We start from the raw sequence: 14113 nt of genomic DNA, 5'->3' as shown, positions 1-14113 counted from the left end.
TACGAACGACTGCCGGCGTCTCTGACGGCGAAGGAGCGAAGTGGACGGCCGCGTAACTGCAAGGCGAGAGCCGTGAAGGAGTTCGAACGAAAACAGCTGTTGGAGCGCGTCAACCGCGAGGCCGCGACCGTCGGCGTCGACATCCCGGATCAGATCGACGTACAGGGCGAGGAGATCGACCTCCGGGAGTTCGTCTTCGAGATCAAGCGTCGCGATACGATTCCGGCCGGCGAGCGCGACCGCGTCGAGCAGGCGAAGAAGAACCTCCGTCGCGAGCGACTCCAGCGACTCCAAGAGATCGAGGCGGGCGAGATCACCTACGAGAGGGGCGAACGGCTCGCCGAGAGCATCATCGGCATCGACCGCGCGCTGAACGCGCTCGAACAGCTTCGGCCGGTCGACCTCGAACAGGAGTCGAAGGTGCAAGAGGCCGCAGACCAGAAGCGCTGGATGGGCTTCCTGAAGCAAGCGCTCGGGCACGAAGACACCAGTAGCACGCGCAGGGGCCGACTGTGAGCCGCAACGCGGAGGTCGCCCACCAACTCGAGATATTCGCGGACCTCCTCGAAGCCGACGACGTGGAGTACAAGCCGAACGCCTACCGTCGCGCCGCGGAGAATATCCGCGAGTACCACGAGCCGATCGAGGACCTGGCGGACGAAGGGAAATCGGCGGTCGAGCGGATCGACGGCGTCGGCGACGCCATCGCCGCGAAAGTCGTCGAGTACATCGAGACCGGCGAGATCGAGGAGTTAGCCGATCTCAAAGGGAAACTGCCCGTCGATATCGAGGCGCTCACGCGAGTCGAGGGCGTCGGTCCCAAGACGGTCGGGACGCTCTACGACGCGCTGGGCATCACCACGCTCGACGAACTCGCGGACGCCGCCGAGGAGGGGCGCATCCAGGAAGTGAAAGGCTTCGGCGCGAAGACCGAGGCGAACATCCGCGAGAACGTCGCGTTCGCTCGCGAGGCACAGAAACGAGAGCGCCTCGGCGACGCGCGTCCGCTCGCGGACGACGTACTCGCGTACCTCCGCGGGGTCGACGAGGTCGAGCAGGCTGAAGTCGCGGGGTCGATCCGCCGCTGGCGGGACACGATCGGCGACGTCGACGTCCTCGTCGCCGCAACCGAGAGCGAGGCCGTGATCGACGCGTTCGTCGAGTTACCGGCCGCGTCGGACGTGATCGAGGCGGGCGAACACAAAGCGGGCCTCCGCGTCGACGACATCCGGGTCGATCTCCGCGTCGTGATTCCCGACGAGTTCGGCTCCGCGCTCCAGTATTTCACCGGAAGCAAGGATCACAACGTCGAACTCCGGAACCTCGCGATCGATCGGGGGCTGAAGATGAACGAGTACGGCGTCTTCGACGTCGCCGACGTTGACGACCCCGACGCGGGCCAGCGCGTCGGCGAACGGATCGCCGGCGAGACGGAGGAATCGATGTACGTGGCGCTCGATCTACCGCTCATCCCGCCGGAGATCCGCGAGGGGACCGGCGAGATCGACGCCGCGCGCGAGGGTACCCTCCCCGACCTCGTCGCGGAGGGCGACGTCCGCGGCGATCTTCACACGCACACCGACTGGTCCGACGGGCGCGCGTCGGTCGCAGAGATGGCGCAGGCGGCCGCCGAGCGCGGCTACGACTACTACGCTGTGACCGACCACGCGAGCGGACCGGGAATGGTCGGCGGCGTCGGACTCTCCGACGACGAAATCCGAGAACAGATGGACGCGATCGAAGATGCGCGCGAGAAGACCGGTTCGGAGTTGACCCTGCTGCACGGCATCGAGACGAACATCGACGCCGACGGCGGCCTCTCCACCGCCGACGACCTCCTCGCGGACCTCGATGTCGTCGTCGCGTCACCGCACGCCGCGCTCGGCCAGGACCGCGAGACGGCGACCGACCGGCTCGCCCGAGCCGTCGAACACCCGAGCGTCGACATCCTGGGTCACCCGACCGGCCGCCTCATCAACGAGCGCGAAGGGCTGGATCTCGACGTCGCCCGGATCGCCGAGGCGGCCGCAGACGCCGGAACCGCGCTCGAAATCAACGCCGACCCCGCCCGGTTGGATCTCCACGGCGAACTCGTCCGAGTCGCGATCGGCGCCGGGGCGACGATCGCCGTCGACACCGACGGGCACGCGCCCGGCGCGCTCGCGTACATCAGATACGGCGTCCACACGGCTCGACGCGGGTGGTGTGAAGCAGACGACGTGTTGAACACCCGAGACGTCGACGAGCTTCGCGCCTTCTTACACTGACTCGACCGATGACCGAGAACGACTCCACGGACCGGTTGCTCCTCGACGCGATGCTCGGCAAACTGACCACGTACCTGCGGATGTGTGGCTACGACGCCGCGTACATCCTCGACGAGGGCGGCGAGTGGGGGCGAGAGCCCGGAAACGACCCCAGTGACGACGAGATCCTGGCGCAAGTCGAGGCGTCGGATCGGACGCTCGTGACGCGCGACGTCGAACTCGCGACCCGCGCGACCGACGCCGTGCTCCTGTCCACGCGCGAGGTGAAAGACCAACTCAGAGAGGTCCGCGACGCCGGCTACGCCCTCACGCTCGACGATCCGCCGACCCGCTGTAGCGCGTGCAACGGCGGACTCCGTCCCGTCGACGCGGCCGAGTCGCTTCCGGCGTACGCACCCGACCCGGCTGAAACCGACTGCTGGCGCTGTCGCTCCTGCGGACAGGTGTTCTGGAAGGGCAGCCACTGGGACGACGTGACAGCGACGCTCGAAGAGCTATAGGAGCGACAGTCAGCGCGAGCGGTCCGACCGCGACGTCCACTCTTCACAGGGGTCCATATCGTCCATCAGTTCCTCGTGCGCGCCGCAGTACGGCTGAATCCCCGAGTCGGTACGGACGTACTCGAAGTGTGCGCAGTTGCCGCAGTAGGTGTCTGCGGCGTCGGATTCGGAGCCGCGCTCGGTGCGCTCGGAGCGCTGGCTTCGCGGCGTCTGTGCGCGCTCGGTGCGCTCGGAGCGCTGGCTTCGCGGCGTCTGTGCGCGCTCGGTCTGCTGTCGTGACTTCGAGGTCGGACTCGCTGCTGCACCGGCGCTCTGCGTCCCGCCCGGTGCGGCGTCCATCGGCGAGGAGATCGACTCGGCGTCGGTGCCGCCGTCAGACGCCGGTCCGGGCGTACTGCCGGGGGCGCTGGAACCGCCGTTGCTGGACCTGCCTGCGGTCTGCGTTTCGACTTCGCCGTCGGGTGTGCCGCCAAAGAAGCCGATACCGCCGAGGCCGCCGCGCGAGCGCTCGACCGGGACGTACTTCGTTTCGCTCTTGCGCGTCACGTTCACGGTGGCCGTCCCGCCGGGGTCGTTGCGCGTCTTGAAGTTCGCGACACCGGCGAACAGACACCAGAAGGTGATCATCGCGCCGAGGAAGTAGACGCCGACGGTCATCAGCGTCAAGTCGGGCTTGCCCGCGCCGCAGAGCGATCCCGACCAGCGGCAGGGGTACGCGTAGGTGAAGAGCGCGACGCCGATCACGGCGATGCCGGCTCCGACGACCGCTGCGGCCTTCGTGAGCCGCGCGGAGGGGAGCACCGCGAAGATGCCGAGGAAGACCGCAGGGACGCCGACGCCGGCGAGCACGCCCCCGAGTTGGCGCTTGGCCGTCAGCGCGGCCGGTTCGGTTCCGTAGAGAACGTCCGTCGTGGCGACGACGATGCCGAAGACGACGAAGAGCGCCCCGGCGAGAAACAGCACCAGCCCGAAGAGCAGTCGCCGGAGGCTCGCCCCCGTTTCTTTTCCCCTGTAAACCTCCGAGAGACTGGGCATAGGCCTAGTTCGAAGTCACCACACAAAACGATGCGTCAGACGGACGTACGACGGACACTCGAACGGAGACCAGAACCCGCCTTCCGAACGGGGAACACAGGCGCGACGGAGAGGGGCCGTCAGGGTGGACGGTGGCGAGCGACCGGGGAGAGGACGACGAGCGATAGAGCAGTAGGCGACGGACAGAGAGACCCGCGAGCGTCGCGTTCACGGGCCTTCGGGCGTGTCGAAGAGATTATTGTACGGGCTCGCTAACCGCCGGGTATGGCAGACGAGGAGGAATCCGAGGGCCCCGTCGTCGAATTAGGCGAGGAAACACCCGTCGAGGGCCAGCCGCTGGCGCGCGTCGCCGCGCGACTCACCTGGCCCCACGAGATGAGCCGGATCGTCGAACAGGAGGGCGACAGCGTCGTTCGGACGCCGTCCGGCCCCCAGACGCTCGCCGACGTCCTCAAAGCAGTCGACGAGACGTACTTCGACTCCCGACAGACGTTCGTCGACCGGGTCCACGACGTCATCGGCGATGGGCCCGTGCAGACCGAGTGAGTATCGGCCACGACGGTGTCCGTTCACGCACGCATTCGTAACGCCGCCTTCGAGTCGAGTTGGCTCCAGCGGTCGCTGTTCGTCGGTCTCGTCCTCTCGATACTCTGGAGTTCGTGGACGGTCCCGCCGTCGGATCTCACCGCACGCGTCGTCCGCGACGCCGTCGTGTTCCTCTTCGTGCCCATCGGTCTCGCGATCACGCACGGGCGGAACCTCGGATACAGGGTCGACCGGCGGGCGCTCCGCGACACGCTCGTTCTGGCGGCGTTCGTGCTTCCCTTCTACCTCGTCGGCGCGTCGCTGCCGAGCATCCGCGCGTACTACCCGATGTGGCAGACGACGACCGCGCTCGGGCAGTTCCTCCCGCACACAATCCAGCAACTGCTCGTCGTCGTCGCCGCCGAGACCTACTACCGCGGGTTGCTCTGTGTCGGCGTCAGCGACGATTTCGGGTTCAAGAGCGTCTTCATAAGTCCCGTCGTCTACGCCTTTCATCACGTCGGCAAGCCGCCGATCGAACTCCTGCTGTCGGGGCCGACAGACGTTCTCTTCGGCGCCGTCGATTACCACAGCCAGTCGCTGTTGCCGTCGATCGTCGCCCACGGCCTCGGCCTGACGCTGCTCGATTGGCTCGCACTGCACGACCCCGTGTTTCCGCCGCAGGACGTACTGGCGGCCTTGCGGTGGTTGCCAATCCCGTTGTGAGATGCGGGGAGACTGCCGCGCGAGGGCCCGAGAAAGCTGTGAAAGGGCATAGATTTTCCTCACGTCCCGTCGTATGACAACCCGATGACTCTACCGATAGATCCGGAAGCGATCGCTGCGTCAGATATCGGCGAAGAGCGCGCGACGCTGCAGATGGAACACGAAGACGCGATCGAACACGTTCGGGAGGCGTTCACCGACGCCGGCTTCGGGATCGCGACCGAATTCTCGGCCTCGGAGTTGCTCAACGAGAAGATCGACGCCGGACGCGACCCGTATCACGTTCTCGGGGCCTGCAACCCGTCGATGGCGAACCGCGCGCTCGACGCCAGCGACAACCGGATGGGTGGGCTGTTCCCGTGCAACGTCGTGGTCTGGCAGGAAGAACCGGGCGTCCAGACCGTCTATCACGTGAGTATTATGCGCATCGCTCGCCTGGTCGGGATGGCACCCGATAGCGAGGAGATGGCCGACATCATCGCCGATACGGGTGAACTCGTCGACGAGGCGTTCGGGAACCTCGACACGGAGTGAGAACCGACAGTAGCGTTTGCAAACCGTCACGCGCCCGCTTGCACGCGGTCGTGCCATCGAGTGCGTGACGGCGCACGGAGGCCACGACTGGAGGGCGGTCAGGACCGGTCAGACGCGGGGCGTGGATCCCACGATCCGAGGCGCCGCATCGTCGCATCCATCTGTGAAAAGTGGGCGGTTTTCCTGTCACGATCTGACATAGCATACCAAAAGTCGGAAGTAACGTATAAGTATTTTCTGTCGCCCATATTTTGATTTGTCTCGAATATATTCACCCATTATATTTATAATCGTATTCTTATCTGCTATATTATTGTATTTTCTGTTTATTTCCGGCATCGGGCGCCAGTGCTGACGCGTGACGCGGACCGTCTGCTCGTCTCCAAGGGGAACTGTCCGTGCGTAGCGACAACCGACAGAATTAGCCCGCGGCCAGCCCCACCGTCGGGTATGATTCACAGCGACTGGGACGATTGGCTCCCGCGCGCCGTCGAATCGGCCGACCCGGAAACCGTCGCGATCTGGTATCTCGGCTGCAACGGCTTCATTCTGAAGGGCTCGGAGGGAACGACCGTCGCGATCGACCCGTATCTCGGCACGGGCGACCCGCCGCGGACCGTCCGGATGATTCCGGTGCCGTTCGCGCCCGAGGACGTCGCCGAGATGGACGCCGTCTTCGCTACGCACGAACACACCGACCACACGCACGGCCCGAGCCAGGCGCCGATCCTCGAAACCACCGGGGCATCGTTCTACGCGCCGGACGACTCGCTCGCGGTCGCCTTCGACGACGAGGCGTGGCTCGACGAGTACGACCTCACAGAAGAGCAATTCACCGAGGTCACCGAGGGCGACACCGTCGAGGTGGGCGAGTTCACCGTGCACGTCGAAATCTCTCACGACCCCGATTCGACGCATCCGGTCTCCTACGTGTTCGAGCACGACTCGGGGACGTTCTTCCACGGCGGCGACACCAAGCCGCACGACGACTTCGACGACGTCGGCGAGCGCTACGACATCGACCTGGGCGTGCTCGCGTTCGGCGCGATCGGGAATATCGACGACAAACAGACCGGCGAGCCGAAGCGCACGCGGTGGTACTCGACGGAGAACGAGGCCGTCGAGGCAGCCTCCGCCCTCCAGTTCGATCGGTTCCTCCCGAGCCACTGGGATATGTGGAAGGGGCTGACCGCCGATCCGAAGGTGCTCCACCACCACGCGCGGAGCTACGCGTACCCCGAATCGCTGGAGATTGCCGAGATCGGCGATCGGGTCGATCTCTGAGTCGCGGGCGAACGCGACCCGCCACTTCGTCGTAGCAACGTATCCCCGGTAAAAAGCGGACGGGACTCCCGCGAGCGGCAGCGAGCGGACGGTCGTCACGGAAGTGAGCGACGTGAGCGGACGTGACGGGATTCGAACCCGCGCTCTAGGGGTTAGGAACCCCTCGCCTTGGTCCACTGGGCCACACGTCCTACCGCAGGATAGCGTAGCCGTCGCTTAAACAGATACGGTTCCGAGAAAAACGCCGGGTGGGGGCAGCGCCTCAGTTCGCTTCGGTGGACGTGTCCGTCGACTTCGTGGTCTCGGCCTCGTCCGCCTCTTCGTCGTCCATCTGACTCAGTTCATCTTCGATCTCTTCACGGCCGCGCTTGAACTCGCCCATCGCCTGCCCCGTGGAGCGGGCGAGTTTGGGGATCTTGTTCGCGCCGAACAGCAGCACCAGTATGAGCAGGACGACGAGCACTTCCGGCCCACCCGGGAGCCCCGGGAACAGTGGGGTAACACTTACGGACATTGCTACCAGCACCTAACCCAGTCGTAATTATAGGCTTTTTGCTCGGCCACCCCCCTAAATTCAGGTAGGAACAGGAAATCACAGGTAGCGACAGCAACATTGAACCGGGATGCCTGCGCACTCCCGGTATGGTTTCAGTCGGCGATACTGCCCCTGACTTCACCGCACCGCTCGCAGACGGCGACATCGGTTCGTTCACCCTCTCAGAAGAACTCTCGGAGGGGCCGCTCGTACTCGCGTTCTTCCCCGCGTCGTTCACGAGCACCTGTACGACCGAGATGTGTACGTTCCGCGACCAGATGGCCAACTTCGAGGACGTCGGCGCCGCCGTCTACGGCATCAGCATCGACACGCCGTTCACGCTCAACGAGTTCCGCCGGCAGAACGAACTGAACTTCGCGCTCCTCAGCGACACGAACCGCGAGATCATCGACGCCTACGACGTCTCGATGGACTTCGCGGATCTCGGCGTCTACAACGTCGCAAAGCGCGCGGTCTTCGTCGTCGACGAAGACGGCTCGGTCACCTACGCCTGGGTGAGCGACGACCCCGGCGCCGAACCCGACTACGACGAGGTCGCCGCCGCCGCCGAAGAAGCGAGCGCCTGATAGTATCTACGCTCGCGGCTTACCGCCGAGCCCTACCCCCGGTGGCGGTGTCCAGCGGTAAGAGACGAGGGTAATCATTCTGAGTCGGCCGCGACACCCGAATCTGACACGTTCCCGATCGGCCTACCCGCAGGCTACTTTGCGCTCCCCGGAGAATATGCAGACGTATGGCTGAGTCTACCGAGAGCGTCGGTCACGAATACGACCCGGACGCAGACCACAATTTCCCGGACGAGCGGCTCAACGCTGTTCTCCCGCAGGTTCTCGACGATCCCGAGATTACGACGTATCTGCAAGCCCAGAACGTCAACGCGGTCACGCGCAAAGGATACAACGACCACGGCCCCAAACACATCGAGATCGTCCGCAACCGCGCGCTCAACCTCTATGACCTCCTGAAGGGCGGCGACGTGGCGTTCAACGGCGCGACCGATCAGGGCCTCGAGGAGGCCGACGAACCGGTGATCGTCGCGCTAGCGGCGACGCTGCACGACATCGGCCACGTCGTCCACCGCGACGAGCACGCGTACTATTCGATTCCGCTCGCCTCCGACGTCCTCGACCGCATCCTCCCGCAGTTCGAGTTCTACGACACGACCGACGTAGTCCGGATGAAGGCCGAAGTCCTGCACGCGATTCTGTGCCACCACACCGAAGAAGATCCGCTGACGACCGAAGCGGGCGTTATTCGCGTCGCCGACGCGCTGGATATGGAGCGCGGCCGGTCGCGCATCCCCTACGAGAAGGGCGGCCGGGGGATCAACACCCTCTCCAGCCAGGCGATCGAGAGCGTCTCGCTCCGTCCCGGCGACGGCAAGGCCGTCCTCGTCGAGATCGAGATGGTCAACGCTGCCGGCGTCTATCAGGTCGACAACCTCCTGAAAGCGAAACTCAGGGACTCGGGCCTCGAATCGCACATCCGCATCGTCGCGGTCAACACGAAAGCCGACGATCAGCTCGTCGAGCGGATCGAGCTGTAAGGCGACCGAATAGCGAGAGAGTACAGACGACCGACGACGCGCTCAGTCGTCTGCGGGTGTGACTTCTTCGAGGCCGGCGACGGTGAGTTCGCCACCGAGCGTCCGGTTCGGGTACGGGATGTTGATGCCCTCCTCGTCGAAGCGCCGTTTCACGGTCTGGACGTACTCCGCGCGAGTCTTGACGAAGTCGGCCCGACTCGGGTCGTCGATCCAGATTCGAGAGGTAAGCGTCACCGAGGAGTCGCCGAGTTCCGTCAGCCGCACCGTCGGCGCGGGATCGTCGAGAATGTCGTCGCGAGCGTCGGCTTCTTCGACGATGATCTCGGTCGCTCGCTCGACGTCGTCGTCGTAGCCGATTCCGAATGGGACCTGGAGGCGGAGTTTGTTTTTCGCGACGGGGTTCTTGATGACGCCGTCGGTCAGCGCCGAGTTCGGCACCGTCAGGAGTTCGTTGTCGAACGTCCGGACGCGCGAGACGCGGAAGCTGATGTCCTCGACGATACCGGAGTTGCCGTCCCATTCGATCCAGTCGCCGATCTTGAACGGCTTGTCGGTGTATATGAAGATGCCGGCGACGAAGTTCTTCAGGACGTCCTGCATCGCGAACCCGATCGCCAGCGTCGCCGCCGCGGCGATCGTCGCGAGCGACTGCAGGAAGTTGGGATAGCCCGCCGCCCCGAACGCCGCGGTGATGCCGACGAACCCGACGACGACGACGAGGAGTCGTCGCAGCGGCTTCTGGGCGTGTGTTTCGAGACCGCGCGAGTCCATCATCCGGTTCGCGAGCGGGAGTACGACGCTGCGCCCGACGAGATAGACGACGGCGAACACGCCGAGGAACGCCAGCGCCTGTCCGAGCAGGCCAGCGACCGTGTCCGGCAGTCCGAATCCAGCGAGGAAGCGACCGATAGAGTCGCTCAGGTCGACGCCCGACTGGAGCGTCGCCCCGCCGATCATCGGTAGAGAACTCCCGTGTTACCTCGTGTTTCGATTACCGTGGCATCGGTGCGCTCGGCCAACTCCGCGGCTAACTCCTCGACCGTCGTGCCGCCCTGAGCGGCTCGGAGGAACTTCACTTTGATGAGGTCCCGGTCTGCGAGTTGGTCGGATACTTCCTCGACGACGGGGTCGAGACCGCCCTTTCCGACCCAGACCGTGACGTCGAGGTCGTGTGCCTGCTTTCGCAACTCCTGTTCGTCCATACCGACTCGCTACGGCCGCACCCGGTTTGAAACTTAAGACTCACAAACAGTCCATACTATAGTAGCAGTTGCAACTGATTGCGCACCCGATCGCACGACAGCGTAATAAACGAGTGAGTGAAGACGTGCAAACGCTACTATCGGCACTCACGCGGGACGGGCCGTCGAAGCGGAGAGGCCCTTATACGGGTGATCGTACGTCCGCATAGATCTCTCGCCGGAGGGTACGGCGAGACTCTCCGAACAGTTACGATACGCCCTACTACTCGTCACCGTACGGATACCGCCTCGTCGCGCCGCATAAGAGACACCGGACGACGACGTGTCCCGACTGAAGCCGAACGCGCGCGGTCGACCCGGGTCGGAGATACGCGTCACACTCGTCGCAGGTGAACCGACGGAATCGGCGCGGGAGGCCCGAGCGGTTCCGCTCGGCGATGCGGCGCGCGAGACGGACGTACTCGCGTGCCAGTTCGACGTCTCCCCCGGCCGTCGCCTCCCGAGCGAGGTCGTGCAACCGTTCGATCCGTTCAGCCGGGATACCCATTACCGACGCGTCGTGACGAGCGGAAAAAGACGTTCCGAGTCAGCCGCGTGGACCCGGACAGTTGAGGGCCGTCTCATACTCTTGTAGTCACCGCACAATATTAGTTAGTGGAGCGCGAACGACACGTATGCGCATTGTATTTGCGACAGACCTCTCGGACGCGAACGAGGCAGCGATCCGCTCACGGACGTGCCTGGACTGCCTGGACAACATCGGCGTCACGGAGGTACACCTCGTGACCGTCGTTCCCGACAACGTCACGAGCGGGCTGCCGGGGATGGGTGCGGCCTCGGACGCCCGACAGGCGCTGCAGGCACAGCACGACGTATTCGAGTCCGCGGGCTTCGACGTCGAGACGCACGTGGCGCGCGGAACCCCATACCGACGCATCAACGGCTTCGCCGAGCGACTCAACGCGGATATGGTCGTCATCGGGTCGCGTGGTGAGAGTCCGCTCGAAAACCGCCTCGTCGGGAGCACGACGCGAAACGTCGCCCGGACGTCCGTCCGCCCGCTGCTGGTCGAACGCATCGCCCCGCCGGAGTCCGACAAGGCGGTCGTGAAAGAACACCTCTTCGAGCACGTCCTCTTTACGACGGACTTCTCGGAGAACGCCCAGAGGGCCTTCGAGTACCTCCCGAACCTGACGGGGGCGACGCAGGAGGTCGATCTGCTCCACGTGCAGCACGGCGACACGGAGATCAGCGACGCCCAAGAACGGCTCGACGAGCTCGCCGCCGAAGTCGAACGCGAGATGGGTATCGAGGCCGGGACCAACATCCGCAACGGCGACCCCGTCGAGGAGATCCTCGCCGAAGAAGAGCGCGTCGGCGCGACGACGACGCTGCTGGGGACGCGGGGGCAGAGTCGCCTCCGTCGCCTCCTGCTCGGGAGCGTCTCGGAGGCCGTCGTCGCTCGCGGCAACAACAACGTCCTCTTAGTCCCGCCGGCGGCGTCCCAGCGACGCTAAGCGAGACGTAGCCCTCGCTTTCGCTGGTCGTCGTCGATACGCGGCTCCCGTGACAATCGCTGTGACACCACGGCTCCACAGCCGACAGTATAAATGGACCCACCGCAAACGGCCACGCGACGTGGCTCTCCGCGCGCTCAACTACCTCGAACTCGAATCTCGGCTGGCACGAAGCGGCATCGGGACCGCCGCTGATCAACAGCGCGCCGCACTCGAACGCACCGACGTCGAGGTCGTGACCTCGCCGTGGCGCGGCGGCGACCCCCTCTCGGGGGTCCGATCGCTCGCGACCGGCAGCGGCTTCTTCGAGGACTTCGACGTCGCCCACTGCAACCTCGTCGGTCCCGGATCGCTCGCCGTCGCGCGATACGCCAACCGGAACGACGTCCCGCTTATCCTCCACACGCACGTGACGCGCGAGGACTTCGCCGAGTCGTTTCGGGGATCGACGACGATCGCCCCCGCGCTCGGCCGGTATCTGAAGTGGTTCTACTCGCAGGCGGATCTGGTCCTCTGTCCCTCCCAGTACACGAAGCGCGTCCTCGAATCGTACCCCGTCGACGCCCCGATCCGCCCGATGACGAACGGCGTCGACGTCGACGCGCTGGAGGGCTTCGAGACCCTCCGCGAGGAGTACCGCGACCGCTACGACCTCGGAGGGACGGTCGTCTTCCTCGTCGGCAACGTCTTCGAGCGGAAAGGACTGACGACGTTCTGTCGCGTCGCCGAGTCGACGCCGTACGACTTCGCGTGGTTCGGTCCGTACGACACCGGACCGCACGCCTCGAAAGCTGTCCGGCAATGGACGACGAATCCACCCGAAAACGTCACGTTCACCGGCTGGATCGACGACATCCGCGGCGCCTACGGCGCCGGCGACGTCTATCTGTTCCCGACGAAGAACGAGAACCAGGGCATCGCCGTCCTTGAAGCGATGGCCTGCGGGAAGGCGGTCGTGCTCCGGGACATCCCGGTCTTCGAGGAGTTCTACACCGACGGGCACGACTGCATCAAATGCGAGACCGAAGCCGAGTTCCGCGAGGCCGTCGAGCGACTCGCCGAGGACGAACAGCTCCGGCGACGACTCGGTGAGAACGCCCGCGAGACGGCGATGGAACACAGCCTCGACCGCGTCGGCGACCGGCTCGCCGCGACGTATCGCGAGGTCCGCGACGCGAAACGCGCGGGGCGATCGATCGACCTCGACGACGAGTGACGGGTCCCGCCCGTGTCCGATTCGCAACTGATTAAGCCCGCGTCCGTGAATCGCCGCCGATGCATCCCGTTTCGGTCGCCGCCTTCACCGACACCTATCTCCCGACGGTGAACGGCGTCTCCTACACGATCCAGACGTGGCGCGACCGCTGGCGGGACCGCGGCGGGACGATGAACGTCGTCTACCCCGGAAGCGACGAGTACGACCCCGACGACGGCGAATACCCGGTCGGGAGCCTCCCGTTTCCGATGTACGAGGGCTTCCGGTTGGGGACGCCACGGATCCCCACGGCCGCCGCGGACGTCGACGTCGTACACGCACATACACCCTTCGCGGTCGGTCTCGGCGGCGTCCGACTCGCTCGCCGCGAGGACCTCCCGCTCGTCACCTCGTACCACACGCCGACCGCAGAGTACGCGGACTATCTCACGTCTCGGCCGCGCGTCGAGCGCGGTATCGAACGCATCGCCGAGCGCTACGAGCGCTGGTTCCTCTCCCGCTCGGACGCGATTGTCTGCCCCAGTGAAGACGCCAAAGAGCGCGCGGTCGGGAACGTCTCGGTCGACACGCCGGCGGTCGTGCTCTCGAACGGCGTCGACGTCGAGTTCTTCTCGCCGACCGACCCCGAGCCGTTCCGCACGCGCTACGACCTCCCGTCCGGCCCGCTCGTCGGCTACACCGGCCGTCACGGCTACGAGAAGAACCTCTCGGAGTTTCTGCGAGCCGCCGAGGGCGTGGACGCGACGGTCGTTCTCGGCGGCGACGGGCCGGCACGCGACGATCTGGAGGCGCTGGCCGACGACCTCGGTCTCGATGCGCGCTTTCTTGGCTTTCTCCCGCGCGAGGAACTCCCCGCGTTCTACTCCGCGCTCGACGCGTTCGTCTTCCCGAGCCCCGTGGAGACCCAGGGGCTCGTCGCGCTGGAGGCGAACGCCTGCGGGACGCCCGTCGTCGCTGTCGACGCCGGGGCACTCTCGAACACCGTCGAAGACGGCGTCACGGGTTATCACTACGCACACGATGACGTCGACGGCTGTCGCGACACGATCCGGCGCGTGCTCGACGAGCGCGCGACGCTCGCGGAGTCCTGTCTCGCACAGCGCGAGGAACTGAGCGTCGAGCACGCGGTCGATAAACTGGCGTCGCTCTACGAGCGCGTCATCGAGAAAAAACGGACGTAACGGGCGTCGCAGCCACCGACCACA

At 65.4% G+C, this 14113-nt stretch carries 17 protein-coding genes and 1 tRNA gene; 12 read left to right on the top strand and 6 right to left on the bottom strand.

What is annotated here, in order from left to right:
- Positions 1-72 precede the first annotated feature (72 nt).
- Genes D3D02_RS00510 through D3D02_RS00500 form a run of 3 tightly spaced genes read left to right on the top strand, consistent with a single transcriptional unit; the run spans position 73 to position 2767 of the window.
- A complete protein-coding gene (locus tag D3D02_RS00510) occupies positions 73-516 on the top strand; it encodes a DUF5788 family protein (protein ID WP_121568036.1) in 444 nt (147 codons plus the stop codon).
- The gene (polX, locus tag D3D02_RS00505; protein WP_121568035.1) at positions 513-2267 is read left to right on the top strand and encodes a DNA polymerase/3'-5' exonuclease PolX; all 1755 of its coding nucleotides are present in this window, start codon (positions 513-515) and stop codon (positions 2265-2267) included. Before D3D02_RS00510 ends, polX begins: the two co-directional genes overlap by 4 nt.
- 8 nt (positions 2268-2275) lie before the next feature.
- On the top strand, positions 2276-2767 hold the full coding sequence (locus D3D02_RS00500; protein ID WP_121568034.1) for a Mut7-C RNAse domain-containing protein: 492 nt from the start codon (positions 2276-2278) through the stop codon (positions 2765-2767).
- 9 nt (positions 2768-2776) lie between these two features.
- Here the strand turns inward: D3D02_RS00500 and D3D02_RS00495 are convergent, their stop codons facing one another.
- The gene (locus tag D3D02_RS00495) at positions 2777-3802 is read right to left on the bottom strand and encodes a ribonuclease BN (RefSeq protein ID WP_121568033.1); all 1026 of its coding nucleotides are present in this window, start codon (positions 3800-3802) and stop codon (positions 2777-2779) included.
- Between the two features lie 264 nt (positions 3803-4066).
- Here D3D02_RS00495 and D3D02_RS00490 point away from each other — a divergent pair, with 264 nt between their 5' ends.
- The 4 genes from D3D02_RS00490 to D3D02_RS00475 all read left to right on the top strand — a co-directional run bounded on the left by D3D02_RS00490 (position 4067) and on the right by D3D02_RS00475 (position 6871).
- A complete protein-coding gene (locus D3D02_RS00490) occupies positions 4067-4348 on the top strand; it encodes a DUF5789 family protein (RefSeq protein WP_121568032.1) in 282 nt (93 codons plus the stop codon).
- Positions 4349-4363: 15 nt separating this feature from the next.
- Entirely contained in the window at positions 4364-5053 is a 690-nt protein-coding gene (locus D3D02_RS00485; RefSeq protein WP_394337698.1) for a type II CAAX prenyl endopeptidase Rce1 family protein, read from the top strand.
- An 84-nt stretch (positions 5054-5137) separates the two neighbouring features.
- On the top strand, positions 5138-5587 hold the full coding sequence (locus tag D3D02_RS00480; protein WP_121568031.1) for a DUF302 domain-containing protein: 450 nt from the start codon (positions 5138-5140) through the stop codon (positions 5585-5587).
- A 450-nt stretch (positions 5588-6037) separates the two neighbouring features.
- Positions 6038-6871, top strand: coding sequence for an MBL fold metallo-hydrolase (locus D3D02_RS00475; RefSeq protein ID WP_121568030.1), 834 nt, complete (start codon positions 6038-6040; stop codon positions 6869-6871).
- A gap of 117 nt (positions 6872-6988) precedes the next feature.
- On the opposite strand, the gene D3D02_RS00470 is transcribed toward D3D02_RS00475, so the two are convergent.
- Both D3D02_RS00470 and D3D02_RS00465 read right to left on the bottom strand, forming a co-directional pair.
- A tRNA-Arg gene (locus D3D02_RS00470) sits at positions 6989-7062 on the bottom strand.
- A 71-nt stretch (positions 7063-7133) separates the two neighbouring features.
- Positions 7134-7385 carry a twin-arginine translocase TatA/TatE family subunit gene (locus D3D02_RS00465; protein ID WP_121568029.1) on the bottom strand — a complete coding sequence of 84 codons (252 nt, stop codon included), beginning with the start codon at positions 7383-7385 and terminating at the stop codon, positions 7134-7136.
- A gap of 128 nt (positions 7386-7513) precedes the next feature.
- Here D3D02_RS00465 and D3D02_RS00460 point away from each other — a divergent pair, with 128 nt between their 5' ends.
- Positions 7514-7993, top strand: coding sequence for a redoxin domain-containing protein (locus D3D02_RS00460; protein WP_121568028.1), 480 nt, complete (start codon positions 7514-7516; stop codon positions 7991-7993).
- Positions 7994-8160: 167 nt separating this feature from the next.
- Positions 8161-8973, top strand: coding sequence for an HD domain-containing protein (locus D3D02_RS00455; RefSeq protein WP_121568027.1), 813 nt, complete (start codon positions 8161-8163; stop codon positions 8971-8973).
- A 42-nt stretch (positions 8974-9015) separates the two neighbouring features.
- Here the strand turns inward: D3D02_RS00455 and D3D02_RS00450 are convergent, their stop codons facing one another.
- The 3 genes from D3D02_RS00450 to D3D02_RS00440 all read right to left on the bottom strand — a co-directional run bounded on the left by D3D02_RS00450 (position 9016) and on the right by D3D02_RS00440 (position 10722).
- Positions 9016-9930 (bottom strand): mechanosensitive ion channel family protein, encoded by a 915-nt coding sequence (locus D3D02_RS00450; RefSeq protein WP_121568026.1) that lies wholly within the window; start codon positions 9928-9930, stop codon positions 9016-9018.
- Complete coding sequence (locus D3D02_RS00445) at positions 9927-10175, bottom strand: YhbY family RNA-binding protein (protein WP_115821811.1); 249 nt, start codon at positions 10173-10175, stop codon at positions 9927-9929. The genes D3D02_RS00450 and D3D02_RS00445 overlap by 4 nt, the downstream gene beginning before the upstream one ends.
- 262 nt (positions 10176-10437) lie before the next feature.
- Complete coding sequence (locus tag D3D02_RS00440; RefSeq protein WP_121568025.1) at positions 10438-10722, bottom strand: ribonuclease P protein component 4; 285 nt, start codon at positions 10720-10722, stop codon at positions 10438-10440.
- 127 nt (positions 10723-10849) lie between these two features.
- Here D3D02_RS00440 and D3D02_RS00435 point away from each other — a divergent pair, with 127 nt between their 5' ends.
- The 3 genes from D3D02_RS00435 (at position 10850) to D3D02_RS00425 (ending at position 14089) form a co-directional block, all read left to right on the top strand.
- A complete protein-coding gene (locus D3D02_RS00435) occupies positions 10850-11692 on the top strand; it encodes a universal stress protein (RefSeq protein WP_121568024.1) in 843 nt (280 codons plus the stop codon).
- A 121-nt stretch (positions 11693-11813) separates the two neighbouring features.
- Positions 11814-12908: a glycosyltransferase family 4 protein gene (locus tag D3D02_RS00430; protein WP_121568023.1), complete on the top strand. Its 1095-nt coding sequence runs from the start codon at positions 11814-11816 to the stop codon at positions 12906-12908.
- 59 nt (positions 12909-12967) lie between these two features.
- Positions 12968-14089, top strand: coding sequence for a glycosyltransferase (locus D3D02_RS00425; protein ID WP_121568022.1), 1122 nt, complete (start codon positions 12968-12970; stop codon positions 14087-14089).
- The last annotated feature ends 24 nt before the right edge of the window (positions 14090-14113 follow it).

Origin of the sequence: Halobellus sp. Atlit-38R, from assembly GCF_003665925.1 — an archaeon.
Lineage (GTDB): Archaea > Halobacteriota > Halobacteria > Halobacteriales > Haloferacaceae > Haloquadratum > Haloquadratum inordinatus.
The sequence above is the reverse complement of the archived record's forward strand: the minus strand, read 5'-3'. Positions and strand labels throughout refer to the sequence as shown.

What these genes read in the sequence shown, in the direction of transcription:
- D3D02_RS00490 (WP_121568032.1), top strand. Translation starts at nt 4,067, where the DNA reads ATGGCAGACGAGGAGGAATCCGAGGGCCCCGTCGTCGAATTAGGCGAG.
- D3D02_RS00480 (WP_121568031.1), top strand. Translation starts at nt 5,138, where the DNA reads ATGACTCTACCGATAGATCCGGAAGCGATCGCTGCGTCAGATATCGGC.
- D3D02_RS00440 (WP_121568025.1), bottom strand. Translation starts at nt 10,722, where the DNA reads ATGGGTATCCCGGCTGAACGGATCGAACGGTTGCACGACCTCGCTCGG.
- D3D02_RS00465 (WP_121568029.1), bottom strand. Translation starts at nt 7,385, where the DNA reads ATGTCCGTAAGTGTTACCCCACTGTTCCCGGGGCTCCCGGGTGGGCCG.
- D3D02_RS00500 (WP_121568034.1), top strand. Translation starts at nt 2,276, where the DNA reads ATGACCGAGAACGACTCCACGGACCGGTTGCTCCTCGACGCGATGCTC.
- D3D02_RS00460 (WP_121568028.1), top strand. Translation starts at nt 7,514, where the DNA reads ATGGTTTCAGTCGGCGATACTGCCCCTGACTTCACCGCACCGCTCGCA.
- D3D02_RS00455 (WP_121568027.1), top strand. Translation starts at nt 8,161, where the DNA reads ATGGCTGAGTCTACCGAGAGCGTCGGTCACGAATACGACCCGGACGCA.
- D3D02_RS00445 (WP_115821811.1), bottom strand. Translation starts at nt 10,175, where the DNA reads ATGGACGAACAGGAGTTGCGAAAGCAGGCACACGACCTCGACGTCACG.
- D3D02_RS00475 (WP_121568030.1), top strand. Translation starts at nt 6,038, where the DNA reads ATGATTCACAGCGACTGGGACGATTGGCTCCCGCGCGCCGTCGAATCG.
- D3D02_RS00435 (WP_121568024.1), top strand. Translation starts at nt 10,850, where the DNA reads ATGCGCATTGTATTTGCGACAGACCTCTCGGACGCGAACGAGGCAGCG.
- D3D02_RS00450 (WP_121568026.1), bottom strand. Translation starts at nt 9,930, where the DNA reads ATGATCGGCGGGGCGACGCTCCAGTCGGGCGTCGACCTGAGCGACTCT.
- D3D02_RS00425 (WP_121568022.1), top strand. Translation starts at nt 12,968, where the DNA reads ATGCATCCCGTTTCGGTCGCCGCCTTCACCGACACCTATCTCCCGACG.
- D3D02_RS00495 (WP_121568033.1), bottom strand. Translation starts at nt 3,802, where the DNA reads ATGCCCAGTCTCTCGGAGGTTTACAGGGGAAAAGAAACGGGGGCGAGC.